Here is a 15,006-nt window from a genome sequence, read left to right on the forward strand (position 1 = left end):
ACCCGGACCCTACGACCTGGTCAACCACAGCCCGCCAATAGCCCGGCTCGCCGTGTCACCGGCAACACCCGGCCAGCCGAGGAACCAAAACAAACGATCTACGGGACCTGACCAGTTACATTTTCCGGATCGTTTGTTCGGATTACTCGTTCAGATCATTGCCCGGTGGGCGCTGTTGCCCGGTGGGCGCTGACTCGACACAGGCGGCCGTCCGAGCGCCGATCCGCGTGATCTGAAGATCCCGGGCCGGTCGACGACTCGCAGGGCGGGCCAACAGCACCTGCGGGTCCCCAACCCCCGAACCCCGAAGACGTCCGGTGGAATCCGGTCCTTCACGGGCTGGGGGGTGGGCTTGGAGGATGCCCTCCGGGCAACGTGGCCACCACGCGCAGGACGTCCGCTGGCGTTATCGAGGCGAGGCCCTGCTCGGTGCCGGCCGCGGCGGAACCGTTCCGGTCCGCGGCTCCCCGCTCCCCGGACCACAGCGCGACATGTTGGCCGCGGTCGGGCGGTGGTCCCCACCGGGCCGGTGACACCGGTCCGAACAGCAGTACGGACGGCGTCCCGTAGGCGGTCGCGAGGTGGCCTATCCCGGTGTTGGCCGCGAGCAGCAGCGACCCGGCGGCCACCAGCGCGCACAGTTCGGGCAGGTCGATCGATCCGGCGAGCACTGCCGCCGGGGGCAGGCCGGCCTCCCGCGCCACCGTCCGCGCCAGCTCTGTCTCCTCCGGCCCGCCCGTCACGACCACCCGGTGGCTGCTGGTGGCGAGTGCCCGCGCCACCTGCGCCCACAGCCGCGCCTGCCATCGACGGACCGGGTGCGCGCCACCTGGATGCACGATCGTCGCACCACCGACGACCGGGGGGACGGTCGGCCGGGGTAGGGAAAGATCGTCTGGATCGCACGCGACCCCGTGTGCCTCCAGCAGCCGGCACCATCGCGCCACCTCGCGTTCCTCCCCGGCCTGTCGCTCTCGCGGGTCGCCGTGGTGTTCCCGCGGGGCGTGCTGCCTGTTGCCGGCTCGATGTTCGTCCCGATCCCAGGACACCCCGCCCGCCAGGTCGAAGGCCCACAGCTCCGCTGGCGCCGTCGCGCGCAGCACCTGCGTCGAGGCCGGTCCCCGGCCGTGCAGGTTCACCGCCAGTGCCGGCCGCTGAACGGCCACCGGGCCGAGTTTCGGTGTGTCCACGACACCGTCGACCGCCCCGGACAGCAGCGCCACCGGTTCCAGCCAGCGTGGCGTGGCAAGCAGGATTCGCGCGTCCGGCCGGGCTCGGCGCAGGCCGCGCAGGGCGGGCAGGACGGTCAGCAGGTCGCTGAGGCCGAGGGCGCGCAGCGCGACGACTGTCCCGGCCGGGCCGCGGCCACCGGCTGGGCGGTAGCGGGACAACCGGTAACGACCACTGTCACGACTGGTCACAGGTAGGGGTTCTCCAGTGATGGGGATGGTTGGACGCACGATGCTCCGTCCCGATCGGCTCCGTCCCGATCGGGAAGCGTCCCCGCGGGGACCGGTCCGGGGTGTCCAGGATCAGGAACGCACTGATTATCACCCAGGGTCATAAATGGTTCGCATGGTGACGTGGCCATGCGTCCGGAGTTTCCCCGAGAATAGCGATGGAAACTATTATTACTCAGAGTGTCGATCTTTTGGGATGTCGCCCCGTCCGGAACCGGGCGAAAGCCATCTTCCGTTCGGCTTCTCGCTCTTTCTGTTCTTGTCGGATCCCCCTCGGTTGCGTGTATACCGGTCGAAAGGGGCCACAGGGGAGGCTGCGGGAGCGGTGTATGACGGCCCGCTGCCGCGGCCGCGGCAGCGGGCCGGCCGGCGGTTTTCACCGGTCCCGCCGTCTTCGACAACGGTCTTCGGTGACGGTTTTCGGCGACGTTGCGGTTTTCGACGGCGTTGCCCGGGGAAGGTTCCCCGAGCATGTTCGCGCGGTGCGGAACCAGTGTGCACCTGTTCCGCCGGGTCTGGATACCGGGTCTGGACATCGTCGGGCTCGGTCCCGCCGGCGGCGGCGCGCCCCGGGGCGCCGGCCGTCGCGCTGACCGGTCACGGGGCCGGCCACGGATACATCCGAGGCGCTTTCTCTGCGGGGGCCGGGCGCGGGGGACGCTGTCGGCCAACTGGCCCGCTTGCCGACGTGGCCCGTCGACATGTGGCCTGTCGACATGACCGTCGACGCGGCCCCCGGTTCTACCGTCGCTCCAGGCTTGGCCCGCACGGGCTCGGCCTGCCACCGCCCGCCCCTTCCCGGCACGGCGGACCGGGGTCGCCCGCGAGACCGGGGCCGCCCGCTGGCCGACGGGACCGCGCGAATCCCGTCCGCGGCCGGGTGGGGAAACCCGGCGCACCCCGGGGCTACCGCCGAACACACCGCACCCCGGCCATAGCCGGCCCATAGCCGAGCCGAAGGGAGACAGGCAGAGGAGACGGACAAAGAAGTTCTTGCAACGAGAAAAAGCGGGACATTTTCCGCAATCTTCGCTCCGGGGAGAACTCTTGAGTGTTTTCGACAGTCTCATGCACGGACTCGACGAAGGCGACCGTGACCGGGCGCTGGATCTGATCAGGGACCGGATCAGCCAGGAACGGCACCGGGCCGAAGGCGGCGACGCGGTGCGCCGGGTCGACCGGGGGACCGGCCTGCGCCGCGGCGGTGCCGGTGGCCGCCGCGTTCCCGCCCGTCGGGATTCCCACCGCCGGGAGCACTGACCGGCGCGCGGCCGCGACGCGGCCCGGACGGAACCCCGCCGGCTCGCGTGAGCCCGTTCCGAACACCCAGGAACACCCCAGGAGCCCGGAAGCGATCCGGGCGAGACACCCATCCGAACCGACAGCGGACCTGAGCAACAGGAGCCCGAACAGCAGACCCGAACACGACAGCGAGCCCGAACAAGACGGAGTACGTGAGGACCGGTACCGGACATGACAGGAAAGAACATCGACGAGATGCGACGGGACGTGCCCTCGACGGTTGCCCGATCTGACGACAAGGCGGTGCGCACATGGAAGGAGACCCATGACAGCGCGGTCGGGACCTACGGCGAGGGGGCGCGGGCGCACCGGACGGCGTTCGCCACGCTCAGGCGCACCCACGAGAAGGTCGGCAACCGCTGGGAGCCGAAGCACGACGCCGGCCCTTCGGGCCAGCGGCCGGTGAAGCATGCCTCGGCCTCGAGCAGGGACACCGGTTTGTCAGGCCACTCGCCAGGAGGTCACCCGTCAGGCCATCGGACGGCGAAGCGGGCCCCGGCCCCGGGCGGGACCAGGCTGACCATCGGGGCCGTGGATGAGAACGCCCCGGTGCGGCACCTGCGCGAGGTGGCCCGCGAACTCGACATCCCCGGCCGCTCGACGATGCGCAAGGCCGACCTCATCAGAGCCATCAACCGAAGCCAGCGATAAGAACAGCCGTTACAACAACCCTCTTGTGATTGTTTTCACCTGTGCGTCGCCGGTCAACGTCGGCGACGCACAGGTGCTTTCCGCCTACGGCCTACGGCCTACGGCTGCTGGCCGTAGGCCGTAGGCCGTAGCCGTGGATGGCCTCCGACGGATTCCAGCCGTCAGCCGTAGGTGGTTTCCGTCGTCATGACAACATTTTTCACCTACAGGCGCGGAAGCCGTAGGTGGAAAGGGTCGTCATGACAACGGTTTCTGCCTACGGCTGTGGCTGGGGGGCGCTGGCCGCTGCCGAACGGCGGGCGACACGGGCGGCGAAGATGCCCGCGCCGAAACCGTTGTCTATGTTGCACACAGCGATGCCGGGAGCGCATGAGGTAAGCATGGCGAGCAGTGCGGTGAGCCCGCCGAAGGACGCGCCGTAACCGACGCTGGTCGGGACGGCCACGACCGGTGTGCCGACCAGTCCGCCGATCACACTCGGCAGGGCTCCCTCCATGCCGGCGATGACGATCAGGCAGTCGGCCTCGGCCAGCCGGTCACGGACGGCGAGGACGCGATGCAGCCCGGCGACCCCCACATCCATGATCGTCTCAACGCCCACCCCGGACGCGCGGGTGGTCAGCGCGGCCTCCGCGGCGACCGGGGCGTCCGACGTCCCGGCGCAGACGACGACGACCCGGCCGTGGGCCGCGGGCAGCGGACCGATGGCAACCGTGGCCGCGGCCTGCGCGGTACCGGCCGCATGACCAGCGAAGACGGAGTGGCTGGCGTGGCCGACCGGGTGGTTGGCGGCGGCGTGACCGGCGGTGTGGTTGGCGGTGTTGGCGTGGCCGGTGGTGGCAGCAGCGGTGTGGCCGGCTGTGGCGGAGAGCGCGGCGAAAGCTCCGCCGGGTGCCTCGGCCGGTGTCTGCGCGGACGTCGTGAGCTCGTCCGGCCAGCGGGCCCGCAGCGCCGTGACGGTGGCGGCGTCGGCCCGCGTGACCAGCGTCGGACGGCCGGGGCCAGCGGTCCGCCGCAGTTCGGCGACGATGCCGACTGTCTGCGCCGGGGTCTTGCCGGCGGCGTAGACGACTTCCGGGTCGCCGGTGCGGAGTCCGCGGTGGGTGTCGACACGGGCGTATCCGAGGTCGGTCCAGCCGCTGCCGTCACCGAGCGGGCCCGCGGCCAGGCGCGCCAGGGCGTCGTCCGGCCCGACCGTGCCGGAGGCCACGGCGTCCAGCAGGAGCCGCACATCCTCCGTATCCATACTGCCGACCCTACGGGTCCGCCGCCTGATCTCCGCCGCCTCCTCGCGCCGCCGCCTCCTCGCGCCGACGGCTCGCCCATGCCGCCGCTGTCCGGTCCGCTGGAGCGGTCGGGCGCTGGGGCGGTTGGGTGCCGGCGGAGCGGGGCCCGCGGATGCGATCCGTCACCGGATCGTAGGATCGTCGAGGTGAGACGCGCGGAGCTGGCGGAGCTGGCGATGGGCCCGGTCTCGGATACCGGGTGTCCGCTCATCCGGTGTCCGAGACCCCGTACCGTTGGGAGATCCGCTGGGGACGCGTCCGGGCTCTTCTCCTCCCGGGTACGACCGGGTTCCCCCTCGGGCACGGTCGGGGCTGTCGCGATGTCCGTTGCCCCGGTGACCGGCTCCGCCCCGGGGACGCTGCCCGCTCCGGCGGTCCCACCCCGTCCAAGTGGAAGGCTGTCGGCATGACATCCGGAAGGTCGTCGGTATGACGTCAACGACGCGTCTGGTCTATCTGGGGCCGCCCGGCACGTTCTCCGAAGCGGCGCTGATGACCCTTCCGATCGCCGACAGGGCCCAGCTCGACCCGCTGCCGAACGTGGCGGCAGCGCTGGACGCGGTCCGTCAGGGGGACGCCGACGGGGCGCTCGTCCCGTTCGAGAACTCGGTCGAGGGCTCGGTGTCGACCACCCTGGACGAACTGGCCAGCGGTGATCTGCTCCAGGTCACCGCCGAGGTCGTGCTCCTGATCCGGTTCGCTCTGCTGGTCCGGCCCGGGACTGTGATCGATGCGGTTCGCACGGTTTCCAGCCATCCGCACGCCCAGCCGCAGTGCCGCCGGTGGCTGGCCAAGAACCTGCCCGACGCGCGGTGGGAACCGTCGTTCAGCAACTCCGAGGCGGCGCGCCGGGTGCAGGCCGGGGAGGTCGACGCCGCGCTCGCCGGCGCCTTCGCCGCCCCCCGCTACGGACTGTCGGTGCTGGCCGACGACGTTCAGGACGTCGACGGGGCGCAGACGCGGTTCGTGCTGGTCACCCGCCCGGGGCCGCCTCCGTCGCCCACCGGGTCCGACCGCACCACGGTGGTGTTGTTCGAGCGGGACGACCATCCCGGCGCGCTGCTGGAGATACTGACCGAGTTCGCAGTCCGGGGGGTCAACCTGACCCGGCTGGAGTCCCGGCCGACCGGCGCGGGGCTGGGCCGGTACTCCTTTTCGGTCGACTGCGAGGGGCACGTGTCCGAGGCGCGGGTCGGGGAGGCGTTGTCGGCACTGCACCGCGTCTGCGCCGAGGTCCGGTTCCTGGGCAGTTATTCGCGGGCGGACGGACGGGCCGGGGTGGTGCGGCCGAGCACGTCCGACGATGCCTTCCACGAGGCGGCGGTCTGGCTGTCCGGTCTGCGCGGGGATACCCGTGCCCGAAGCACCGACGGATCCTGAGGCCCGCCAGGAATGACGGCCGGTCAACCACGCGCCCTGCCCTGACCAGGAAAACGAGGGTGGAAATGGCTGCGGTGGCAGCGGTTTGTTCCCTTACTCGCATGATTCGACAGTGCTTCTACAGTGCTCGGTCACGCGTTTTTGATCGGTTGCGGGACGGGTTCGCGTTGCTTGGTCGGCTTCCTGGTGGCCTGTGGATCCGAAGTGACACGTCATCTCCGGATCGTCATGGTGGGTTGTCCGGGACCGGACCGAGAATGATTACTTTCTGTGACGTCTGATTGGCCCGGATGGTGATCGCTTGTGCCGTGGTCCGCGCGTGTTCTCTCCCGCTTCTCTGTCGGGTCGCGACACTTCGACACTTTTTTGTGTTACCTTGAGTTACATTCTCGCTACCAGGAGAGTTCGTCCGGGTGGGCGAACGAGTTGCCTCACCGACAGGGAGGCCAGGGAGTGCGATAATCATGACCAATACTGGCGAGCTGTTCCTGCCAGTACCCCGGGAGCCCGGGCCAACCGGGCCAACCGGATCGGTGGAGCCGGTCCGGCGGGAATTTCTGCCGAGCGGGAAGTCCCGCGAACAGCCGCACGAAGGGCAGCCGCGGGAGGAGCTGTCGCGCGAAGAGCCGCGGCAGGGGCCCGGTCGGACCGCTTCCAGTCTGCCGGCCGGCCCGGCCGGCACGTGGCCAGCGGTGCTGGACACCGCGCGGCTCGCTCCGTCCACCCTGCCGGTCATGCCGGTCGCGATTCCAGCGGCCCGCACTCCTCCAGATGATCATTTGGATACCCGCGCGGTACCGGAGCCGCCAGGCCACACGAGCTCGCCGGACGAGCTGGCTGCCGGGTTTTCCGGGGACTCCCCCGCGGACGGGCAGCCTCCGCTGCCCGAGCCGGTGGCAGCCGCGGGCCCGCCGATGTCCGACCGCAGGCAGTTCCACCTGTATGCCGGCGCCGCCATGGTGGGCGCGCTCCTCCCTGACACGCAGCTCGCGGATCTCGTTGACGTGCACGGCACGACCGCACAGGCCGCGATCGCCCATGCTGAGGGACAACTGACCGAACTGCTCGGTACCCACGAGCAGACCTCGCCCGCCCAGGTGATCACCGAGACGCTCCGGCTGCGGCACTACCTGGACCAGCTCGCCCAGCGTCAACTGACCGCCTCGGATGCCCGCCGGCTGCGCATCGCCGCTGGCCGGGCCACTGTCCTGCACGCCGACGCCGCTTTCAAGCTGGGTGAGCCCGAGGTCGCGGGGGCCCTGGCCGCCGCTGGTTTCGCGGCCGGGGAGTGGGCCGGGGACGGCCCGTTGCGAGGGTCCGCGCGTGAGATCGGGGCGGTCGCCGAGTTCTACGGCGGTCGTCCGGACGTGGCCCTGCGACTCGCCCGGGACGGGCTGCGGTATGTCAGCGCGGGGCCGGTGCGGGCTCGGCTGGTCTGCCAGGAAGCCCGCGCGCTGGCCGCGCTCGGTGACGTCCGGGGCGCCGCGCGGGCGCTCGACCTGGCCTACGAGTTCGCCGACATGATTCCCGTGGAACAGTGGGGATCTCCGGGGCCGGGTTTCGACACCTTTCACCCGGTCGAGGTCGCCTACAACGCGACCACGGCGCTGTGCCTGCTCGGACGGTCCCGCGCCGCCGAGGAACACGCGCAGTTCGCCATCCCGCGGCTGGACGCGATGAACGCGCCCGGGTTCCGGTCGGTGATCCGTCTCGATCTGGCGTTGGCGCTGGCCTGCCAGGGCCGTCTCGAGCTCGACCGGGTGTGCGCACTGGCCACCGAGGCGATCTCGATCTCTTGGGGACGCGCGGTGGCGTCGGTGTCGAATCGGGCCGACCAGCTGCTCGCGGTGACCCGGGCGCACGGGGAGGTCCGGGAGGTCCGGGAACTCGCCGCGTACGTCCGGGGGTGGCAGCGGGAAGGCCAGCGACAGCCAGCCGGCCCGGACGCGGCTGTCGCCAGAGCGGACGCTGCCAGCACGCAGGCTGCCAGCACGCAGGCTGCCGGAGCGGTGGCTGCCGCGACGAAGGCCCCCGCGGGGCACGAGCGGTGAGCCATGGCCGACGCCGGCCCCACGCAACCTCCGTAGCGGAACAACAACGGACGGTGCATATCACGTGAATCACTTGAACGACGTGCGAAGGCCGGCGGGTGGCCCGGTCGCCGGTGGCGGGCGTTTCACCGTCGCCCGGGCCTGGGAAGTTCTTTGGGAGATCTGCGCGGCGGCCGGGTTGGACGGCCAGGACGCGGAAATGATCAAAATCGCGGCGAACGCGATCTTCCGGCTGCCCCGGGCCGGGGTGGTCGTCCGGATATCCGGGTCGCGGGCGATGGCGCACCGGGCGGACAAGGTCGTCCAGGTCGCTCGCTGGCTGGCCCGCCACGACGTCCCGGCCGTGCGCCTGGCGCCGGGCCTGCCGGCACCGCTGCGGATCGCGGACACCGTGGCCACCCTGTGGATCGACGCCGGCCGCGAGGGTCCGGTGGGGCCGGGAGAGCCGCCGGAGCCGGCCGCCGGGATCCCCTCGCCGGCCGTGGGCGGGGACGTCCAGCCGCCTACCGGGGCCCGTGGGCCGGCGGCCGGGCACGGGCCCACGGCCAGGCATGCGGCGCAGGGGCGGGTCGTGCCGCCGCGTGGCACGACGATGCGTCCGGTGACCGGGCGGGCGGCGACCGGGCGGTCGGCGTCGGAGCACGCGGCGAGGGGTCGTCCGGCGCCCGGATGGGCGGCCACGGCGGGCGGGGTGTCACGGACCGACGGCCCGCCGACGGAACGTGATCTTGCTGTCGCGCTGCGCCAGCTGCACGCCCTGCCGCTGCCGGACATTCCCCTGCCCCGTTTTGACCCGCTCGCCGACGTCCGGTTACGTCTCGCCGACGCCGAGGGGCTGCCCGCCGCCGACCTCGCGTTTCTGCAACGGCTGACCGCCCGTTGCGAGGCCGCGCTGGAACGCGTGGTGTACGCCCTGCCGGCCGGGATCATCCACGGCGACGCCCATCTGGGAAATCTCGTCAGAGCTCGTGACGGCGAGGTGCTGATATGTGATTTCGACGCCGCCTGCCACGGGCCGCCCGAATGGGATCTGATCCCGCTGGCCGTCGGGCGGCTGCGGTTCGGCTATCCGCCGGAGCAGCACGCGACGCTCGCCGCCACGTACGGTTTCGACGTCATGCGCTGGCCGGGTTTCGAGGTGTTACGGGCGGTGCGGGAGCTGAAGCTGGTGACGAGCGTGGTGCCGGTCCTCGCGAGCAATCCGCGGGTGGCCGCGCAGTTCGCGGTCCGTCTCGCCAGCCTGCGTTACCAGGACGAGACCGTCCGATGGATGCCCTATTCCTGAGAGTACGTCCGGCCCTGGGAAAACGTCAGGATCCTGACTGTCGTCATGGTTCTGACGAACTGTCAGCCTGCTGTGACCGATCTGGCCACGCTGTTCTCGCAGGGAACACCGTCCTTCTTCGAAGGTGTCGTCTTCGCGGGAACATTTGTCCGCCGCCGGCCATGCTCCCTCCGGGACCGCCTCCTTCGAGTTTGCCCCCGGTGCGGGTACGTGGATGAATCCACCATTCGATGTCGTCATGTTATCGGATGGCTGTTGGTGGATGTTCCGGGGAAGTGCCGTGATTGTGCCCACCATCCGGCGGCCGGCTCGGGCACAACGTCCGGGTCGGCGGGGCAACGGACGGTTCCGGCCGCCGGCCGTCCAGGCATCCCGGATTCGCCGTTGCCTGTCGGTTCCCGTCCTGGCGGGCAGCTTGCCACAGCGGGTTGTTCCAGCCCGGCTCGCGGAGCCGGGAGAAGCCGGTACCGGTACCGGTACCGTGCCGGCGGGGCAAGGCGTTCGTCACGTCGATCCACAGCCCGAGATCGCTGCCTGAGATCACTGCCACGCCGGACGAACTCCCGCCGTCTCCCGTCGTTCGCGGGGCGCCTGCGGACCTGTCCGGACCGGCTCGCTGGCCGCCTCCGCCCAGCCTGTGTGCCTCGCCCAGCCCGTGTGCCGTTCCCTCCGCGGCTGGTTGGCCGCGGCCGTCACGTCGTTCGTCCAAGGAGAGCCGTCCAAGGAGAGATGCGGCCATCCGCCCGCGAGATCGCGGAATCATGCTGCCCGCTGGCGCGGACGGTATCGGTGTCAGCCGTGGTGTAATGGCTCGCAGCGCGCCGAAATACCCGTGATCGCCTTCTTTCGGACGGTCGTCGGCTGGGGCGGACGGACCTGGTCGGCTGTGCGCACCCGACTGCCGATGGGACGAACAAATGATATGGACATGTTGTTCGCCCGCCGGTTCCCGTGCCTGCTGTTCCGCCTTCCTGGGTATTTTTTGGTAATGCTGTGAGAGCTGGGGCAGAAGGAGCTCAAGGGAGCTTTCAGTGGACCATGATATATCCGTTGGGACCTGCTTGTTGAAGGTTTTCTAAATGACGACCGGACACCTCGGTCGGATGGCTTCTTATGGTACGGCCAACGCTTGGCGCGCACTGCGGGAGTGACCGGTACCGGTGCCGCATGGCTGCCTGGCGTGGCGGCTGCCCGGCCCAGGGTGACCGCGCGGCCGGGCTGCCATCCGATATTTGCCCGACTTTTGGCGGGGAGCGTCCCGCTTGTGGTGTCGGGTGACCCGGATCTTCTTTCCCGGCTATTTTTCTTCTTTTGACGGAATGCCGCCATTTTACCCTCGGGAAACCGGCGGAATTACAACCTGCGAAGTTGGCTGTTGGGGTTGACCGAGCGAGTACCCGGTGGGGTAGTGTCACTTCTCGTTCGGTCGGTATACGACGAGAGGAAAAACGTAATGGCACAGCAGCAGCAACAGCAGCAGATCGAGCAGGAGCTTCGCCAGAACTGGCAGCAGATCCGCTACCGTCTGCTCGACGAATTCGGTCAGGTCGGCACCGCGGACCTGGACGCCGCCCGCGATGTCAACGACCTCGTGCAGCGGATCGCGGACAAGACCCACCACAGCGAGCGCTACGTGGAGACCCGCCTGCAGGAGCTCGTCGGTGTGGGTGCCGCCGGGCAGCGCGGCCAGCAGCAGGGCGGCTTCGGCCAGCAGCAGGGCCAGCAGGGCCAGCGCTTCGGTCGGTAGTTACCACGTAACACGGTGGTATCCCGGCGGTCGGCCGCCGGTGTGTGCTGCGGAGCTCCGTGACATGGCTGGGTACGTGTCGCGGAGTTTTCCATGGCACGGCGCGTACGGTGACCGTCTCGTGCTGGTGTTCGGTCGCTGAAAAGCAGCCGTCCGGGATCTCCCGGTGGTAAGTGTGCCGTAACTGGTCAGGTCTGGTAGATCGTTTGTTTTTGGTTTCCCGGCTGGCTGGGACTCCTCGATGGCCTGAAGGCCCGGGTCGTTGGTGCTGTGTGGTTGATCGGGCCGTAGGGTCCGGGTGTGTCGGATGGTCCGCCCGCGTCGCCGCCGGTGCCGTCGTATGACGAGCTCGCGGCGCTGGTGGTGAGTCTGCGGGCGCAGCTGGTCGAGACCGCTGCGGCGTTGGAACAGGCGCGGGTGCGGATCGCCGAGCTGGAAGCTCAGGTCGCGAAGAACTCGCGGAACTCGGCGAAGCCACCGAGTTCGGACGGGCTGGCGAAACCGCCACCGAAGTCGCTGCGGAAGAAGACCGGCCGCAGGCCCGGTGGGCAGGGCGGGCATCCGGGATCGACGCTGCGGATGCTCGCTGAGCCTGATGTGCGCCTGCGGCATGAGCCGGGGCCGTGTGCGGGGTGCGGGGCGGGGCTTGCGGGCCGGCCTGTGACCCGGACCGAACGGCGGCAGGTGTTCGACCTGCCCGAACTACGTCCGCATGTGGTCGAACATCAGCTCATCGAGCGGGAGTGCGGCTGCGGGACGCGGACGAAGGCGGCGGCACCGGCCGGGGTGGACGCGCCGGTGCAGTACGGGCCGCGGGTGGCCGCGGCGGTGGTCTACCTGTATTCCGGTCAGTTCCTGTCGCAGGAGCGGACCGCGACCGCGCTGGCCGAGCTGGTTGGGATCCCGATCTCGGCGGGCACGGTCGGTGCGATGACCGCCCGTGCCGCCGCCGGACTCGACGGCTTCCGTGACACCGTCCGGGGTCTGCTGGCCGCCGCCGACGTGATCGGGGCCGATGAGACGGGGCTGCGGGTCGCCGGGAAACTGCACTGGGTGCACTGCGCCCGCACCGACAAGTACACGCTGATCGACTGCCATGCCACCCGCGGCAGCGGCGGGATCGACGCCCTCGGGGTGCTTCCCGCCTTCGGTGGGGTGGTGGTCCACGACGCCTGGGCCCCCTACGACAGCTACACCGGCGCCACCCACCAGCTGTGCGTCGCTCACGTGCTGCGCGAACTACAGGCCGTCGTCGACGCGGCCCCGACGGGAACCTGGTGCTGGGCCGCCCAGGCAGGCGACGCGCTCGTCGCCCTGCACCGCCTCGCCGTCGACGCCGCCACTACCGGCGTCACCATCGACGAGCAGGCACCGGCCACCCAGACCCGGCAGCTGCGCCACGCCGCTCACATCGGGATCAGCCAGACCTCGCCGCGCGGCACGAAACTCATGGCCGCCCGCCATGCCCTGGCCTGCCGGCTCGTCGACCGCGAAGCCGACTACCTTCGGTTCACCCGCGACTGGCGGGTTCCCGCGGACAACAACGGCTCCGAACGCGACATCCGCATGATCAAACTACGGCAGAAGGTATCCGGCTGCCTACGCACGCTCACCGGCGCCCGCCAGTTCTGCGCGATCCGCAGCTACCTGTCCACCGCCACCAAACACGGCATCAGCCTGTTCGACGCTCTCGTCCAACTTGCCGAGGGCCGTCCCTGGATGCCCGCGATCAGCTAACTCAAGATCAAAAACTACCTGACTAGTTACAGTGTGCCAACCAGTCAGGTGGTCTCGTCGCCATGTAACAGGAGACCACCTGACTGGCTGGACGAAGAGCCCGCGGCCGCGCTTCTTCGCGCGTTCTGGGGAATCCTGGTCCGCGGAGAATCTCAGGCCAGCGCGGCCTGCGTGAGGAGTGGACGCTCAGGAGGTAAGGCTCACCAGGAGCGTCCGGTACTCGAGTAGGGCATCGATCAGCCCCAGGACGACGGCGTTACGAGGCATCTGACCGAGTTCGATCAGCATCGAATCCGTCTGTTCCAGGGTCGGCTGAGCATCGACAGCGGCGACAAGGGTGACCAGTCTGCTCATGAGTAGACCTCCAACGACTCTCGGTCGTGAAGCGATTTCCACTCAGTCAGCACGCTGTGCGGCGGGATCGCCTCACGTGATGCACCTGCCGAAACGGCCTTGCGTGGCGGGTTCACCAACATTTCCGACTCCATGCCCCCTGTGGAGGAGCCCGGCCCCTTTGTCGGGCAGCGATACGTCCGAATCTTACTGTAAGAAACGTAGAACCTCGGTGTTCCCGTCGGGTTGAGCGTCCGTTACGGCGAGGTAACAAAGTCACCGCTTCCGGTGATGTCCCGGCAGGCCGTGCACTGTCATGCCAATGCCGTCACGCTAATGCCGTCACGCCGGGGCTGTCACGCTAATGCATTGAATAGCCGGCCGCGGTGACCGGTACGTACCCCGAGCGCATCAATATCCCGGCGCTGTGCATCCGGTACGGCCGCGCATGGTGAGGACGGCTCGTGGAGTCGGTCGGGACGGCCGGCGTAACACCAGCGGGGAGCGGAGAGCCGGGCAGGCTGGACCGGACACGCCCGCGGTTGTCGCCCGCGGCTGTCGCTACGGCGGGGCGTGTACCAGGTTGGACCGACCGTCCGGCTCCGGTCCGGAGATCGGTTGGAGAAGGTCGCTGGAGGCTGGAATCCGGTCCGCCCGCGTGCTTCACCCGGTAGCCTCGGACGGGTGGTCAGTACGGGTTTGTTCCCGGGCGGCAGATGGCGATCACAGTATGGCCGCTGAACCGGTCGGCGATCCCGGCCAGCCCGCGGCCGCCCCGGACGCGCTGGTGGCGCCCACGGTGGGCGAACCGGTTGACGGCGACCTCAGCCGTGAGCTCGAGGATCTGGCTCATCGTGCGTGGCCGCCCCTGCGCGAGCGGCGGCTGGGCGGCTGGGTGCTGCGGGAGTCGGCCGGCTCCTCCCGGCGCGGTAACTCCGTGTGGGCCCGCGGCGACGTCGGTGACATCGCCGGCGCCCTGAACGCGGTCGGTGAGTTCTACGCCACCGCCGGTCTGCCGCCGACACTCCAGATCACGCCGGTGTCCCTGCCCGCGGACATCCACGAGGCGCTGGACGTGGCCGGTTTCGACGACACCGGGCCGACCGACGTCTGCGTCGCCGACCTCGAGGAGATCCGCGAACGGCTGGCTGCCGGGCCCACCGGCCACGTCCCCGTCGGCGCCGGCGGCTCCCCGTCCGCCGACGCCGACGGTCACCGGGCGATCCTGCTCGACACCGTCGGTGATGTCTGGCTGGACGTCGCAGGCCAGGTGCTGGCGACCTTCGCCGGCCAGCGGGCCGGCACGCTGGGGGTGCTGGCGAACCTCACCGTGCCCGCGGCATACGTCCTGTGCGTGCTGGACGGCGTGCCGGTGGCCGTCGGCCGCGGCACCGTGGACGGCGACTGGCTGGGGATCTACAGCATGGCGACCGTGCCGGCCGCGCGCGGCCGGGGAGCCGCCCACGCGGTTCTCGCCAGGCTGGCGGCCTGGGCGGCCGAAGCGGGCGCGTCCCGTGCCTACCTGCAGGTCGAACAGACGAGTACGGCGGCCCGTCGGCTGTATGCCGCCATCGGTTTCCGCCCGGTCTACCGCTACTCCTACCGCCGGCTGCACACCGCCGCGGCTCCCGGCGTCAGCGGGTGAGCGGCCGGCGCCAGCGGCCGTGCGGCACCGCCGGCACGACCGCCCGGCCAGCCCGCGCGAAGAGCCAGCCGTCCTTACACCTCACGGCAGGCCGCCCGGGGTACCGCCCGCGTTGACCAGCGTCCACCG

The 15,006-nt window shown here is 70.2% G+C and carries 11 protein-coding genes; 8 read left to right on the forward strand and 3 right to left on the reverse strand.

Annotation, left to right across the window (positions count from 1 at the left end; genetic code table 11):
* Positions 1-332: 332 nt before the first annotated feature.
* Positions 333-1,391 carry a glycosyltransferase family 9 protein gene (locus FSYMDG_RS01140; protein WP_431307064.1) on the reverse strand — a complete coding sequence of 353 codons (1,059 nt, stop codon included), beginning with the start codon at positions 1,389-1,391 and terminating at the stop codon, positions 333-335.
* A gap of 1,116 nt (positions 1,392-2,507) precedes the next feature.
* Here FSYMDG_RS01140 and FSYMDG_RS01145 point away from each other — a divergent pair.
* On the forward strand, positions 2,508-2,720 hold the full coding sequence (locus tag FSYMDG_RS01145; protein ID WP_013871794.1) for a hypothetical protein: 213 nt from the start codon (positions 2,508-2,510) through the stop codon (positions 2,718-2,720).
* A gap of 213 nt (positions 2,721-2,933) precedes the next feature.
* Positions 2,934-3,413 carry a ChaB family protein gene (locus FSYMDG_RS01150; protein WP_013871795.1) on the forward strand — a complete coding sequence of 160 codons (480 nt, stop codon included), beginning with the start codon at positions 2,934-2,936 and terminating at the stop codon, positions 3,411-3,413.
* A gap of 256 nt (positions 3,414-3,669) precedes the next feature.
* Here FSYMDG_RS01150 and larB read toward each other — a convergent pair whose 3' ends face one another.
* The gene (larB, locus tag FSYMDG_RS27305; protein WP_013871796.1) at positions 3,670-4,659 is read right to left on the reverse strand and encodes a nickel pincer cofactor biosynthesis protein LarB; all 990 of its coding nucleotides are present in this window, start codon (positions 4,657-4,659) and stop codon (positions 3,670-3,672) included.
* 469 nt (positions 4,660-5,128) lie between these two features.
* Here larB and pheA point away from each other — a divergent pair, with 469 nt between their 5' ends.
* From pheA to tnpC, 5 genes are all read left to right on the forward strand, one after another.
* Positions 5,129-6,079: a prephenate dehydratase gene (pheA, locus tag FSYMDG_RS01160; protein ID WP_013871797.1), complete on the forward strand. Its 951-nt coding sequence runs from the start codon at positions 5,129-5,131 to the stop codon at positions 6,077-6,079.
* A 464-nt stretch (positions 6,080-6,543) separates the two neighbouring features.
* Positions 6,544-8,130 (forward strand): hypothetical protein, encoded by a 1,587-nt coding sequence (locus FSYMDG_RS01165; RefSeq protein ID WP_013871798.1) that lies wholly within the window; start codon positions 6,544-6,546, stop codon positions 8,128-8,130.
* Between the two features lie 82 nt (positions 8,131-8,212).
* Positions 8,213-9,415: an aminoglycoside phosphotransferase family protein gene (locus FSYMDG_RS27745; protein WP_050803650.1), complete on the forward strand. Its 1,203-nt coding sequence runs from the start codon at positions 8,213-8,215 to the stop codon at positions 9,413-9,415.
* Between the two features lie 1,453 nt (positions 9,416-10,868).
* Positions 10,869-11,162, forward strand: a complete 294-nt coding sequence (locus FSYMDG_RS01175; RefSeq protein WP_013871801.1) for a hypothetical protein — start codon at positions 10,869-10,871, stop codon at positions 11,160-11,162.
* Positions 11,163-11,462: 300 nt separating this feature from the next.
* Complete coding sequence (gene tnpC / locus FSYMDG_RS01180; RefSeq protein WP_013871651.1) at positions 11,463-12,899, forward strand: IS66 family transposase; 1,437 nt, start codon at positions 11,463-11,465, stop codon at positions 12,897-12,899.
* A gap of 186 nt (positions 12,900-13,085) precedes the next feature.
* Here tnpC and FSYMDG_RS26685 read toward each other — a convergent pair whose 3' ends face one another.
* The gene (locus tag FSYMDG_RS26685) at positions 13,086-13,253 is read right to left on the reverse strand and encodes a hypothetical protein (RefSeq protein ID WP_013871802.1); all 168 of its coding nucleotides are present in this window, start codon (positions 13,251-13,253) and stop codon (positions 13,086-13,088) included.
* 709 nt (positions 13,254-13,962) lie between these two features.
* Between FSYMDG_RS26685 and FSYMDG_RS01185 the strand changes: the two genes are divergently transcribed.
* Positions 13,963-14,877: a GNAT family N-acetyltransferase gene (locus FSYMDG_RS01185; RefSeq protein WP_013871803.1), complete on the forward strand. Its 915-nt coding sequence runs from the start codon at positions 13,963-13,965 to the stop codon at positions 14,875-14,877.
* The last annotated feature ends 129 nt before the right edge of the window (positions 14,878-15,006 follow it).

The organism is Candidatus Protofrankia datiscae (assembly GCF_000177615.2).
In the GTDB taxonomy this organism is placed as follows: domain Bacteria; phylum Actinomycetota; class Actinomycetes; order Frankiales; family Frankiaceae; genus Protofrankia; species Protofrankia coriariae.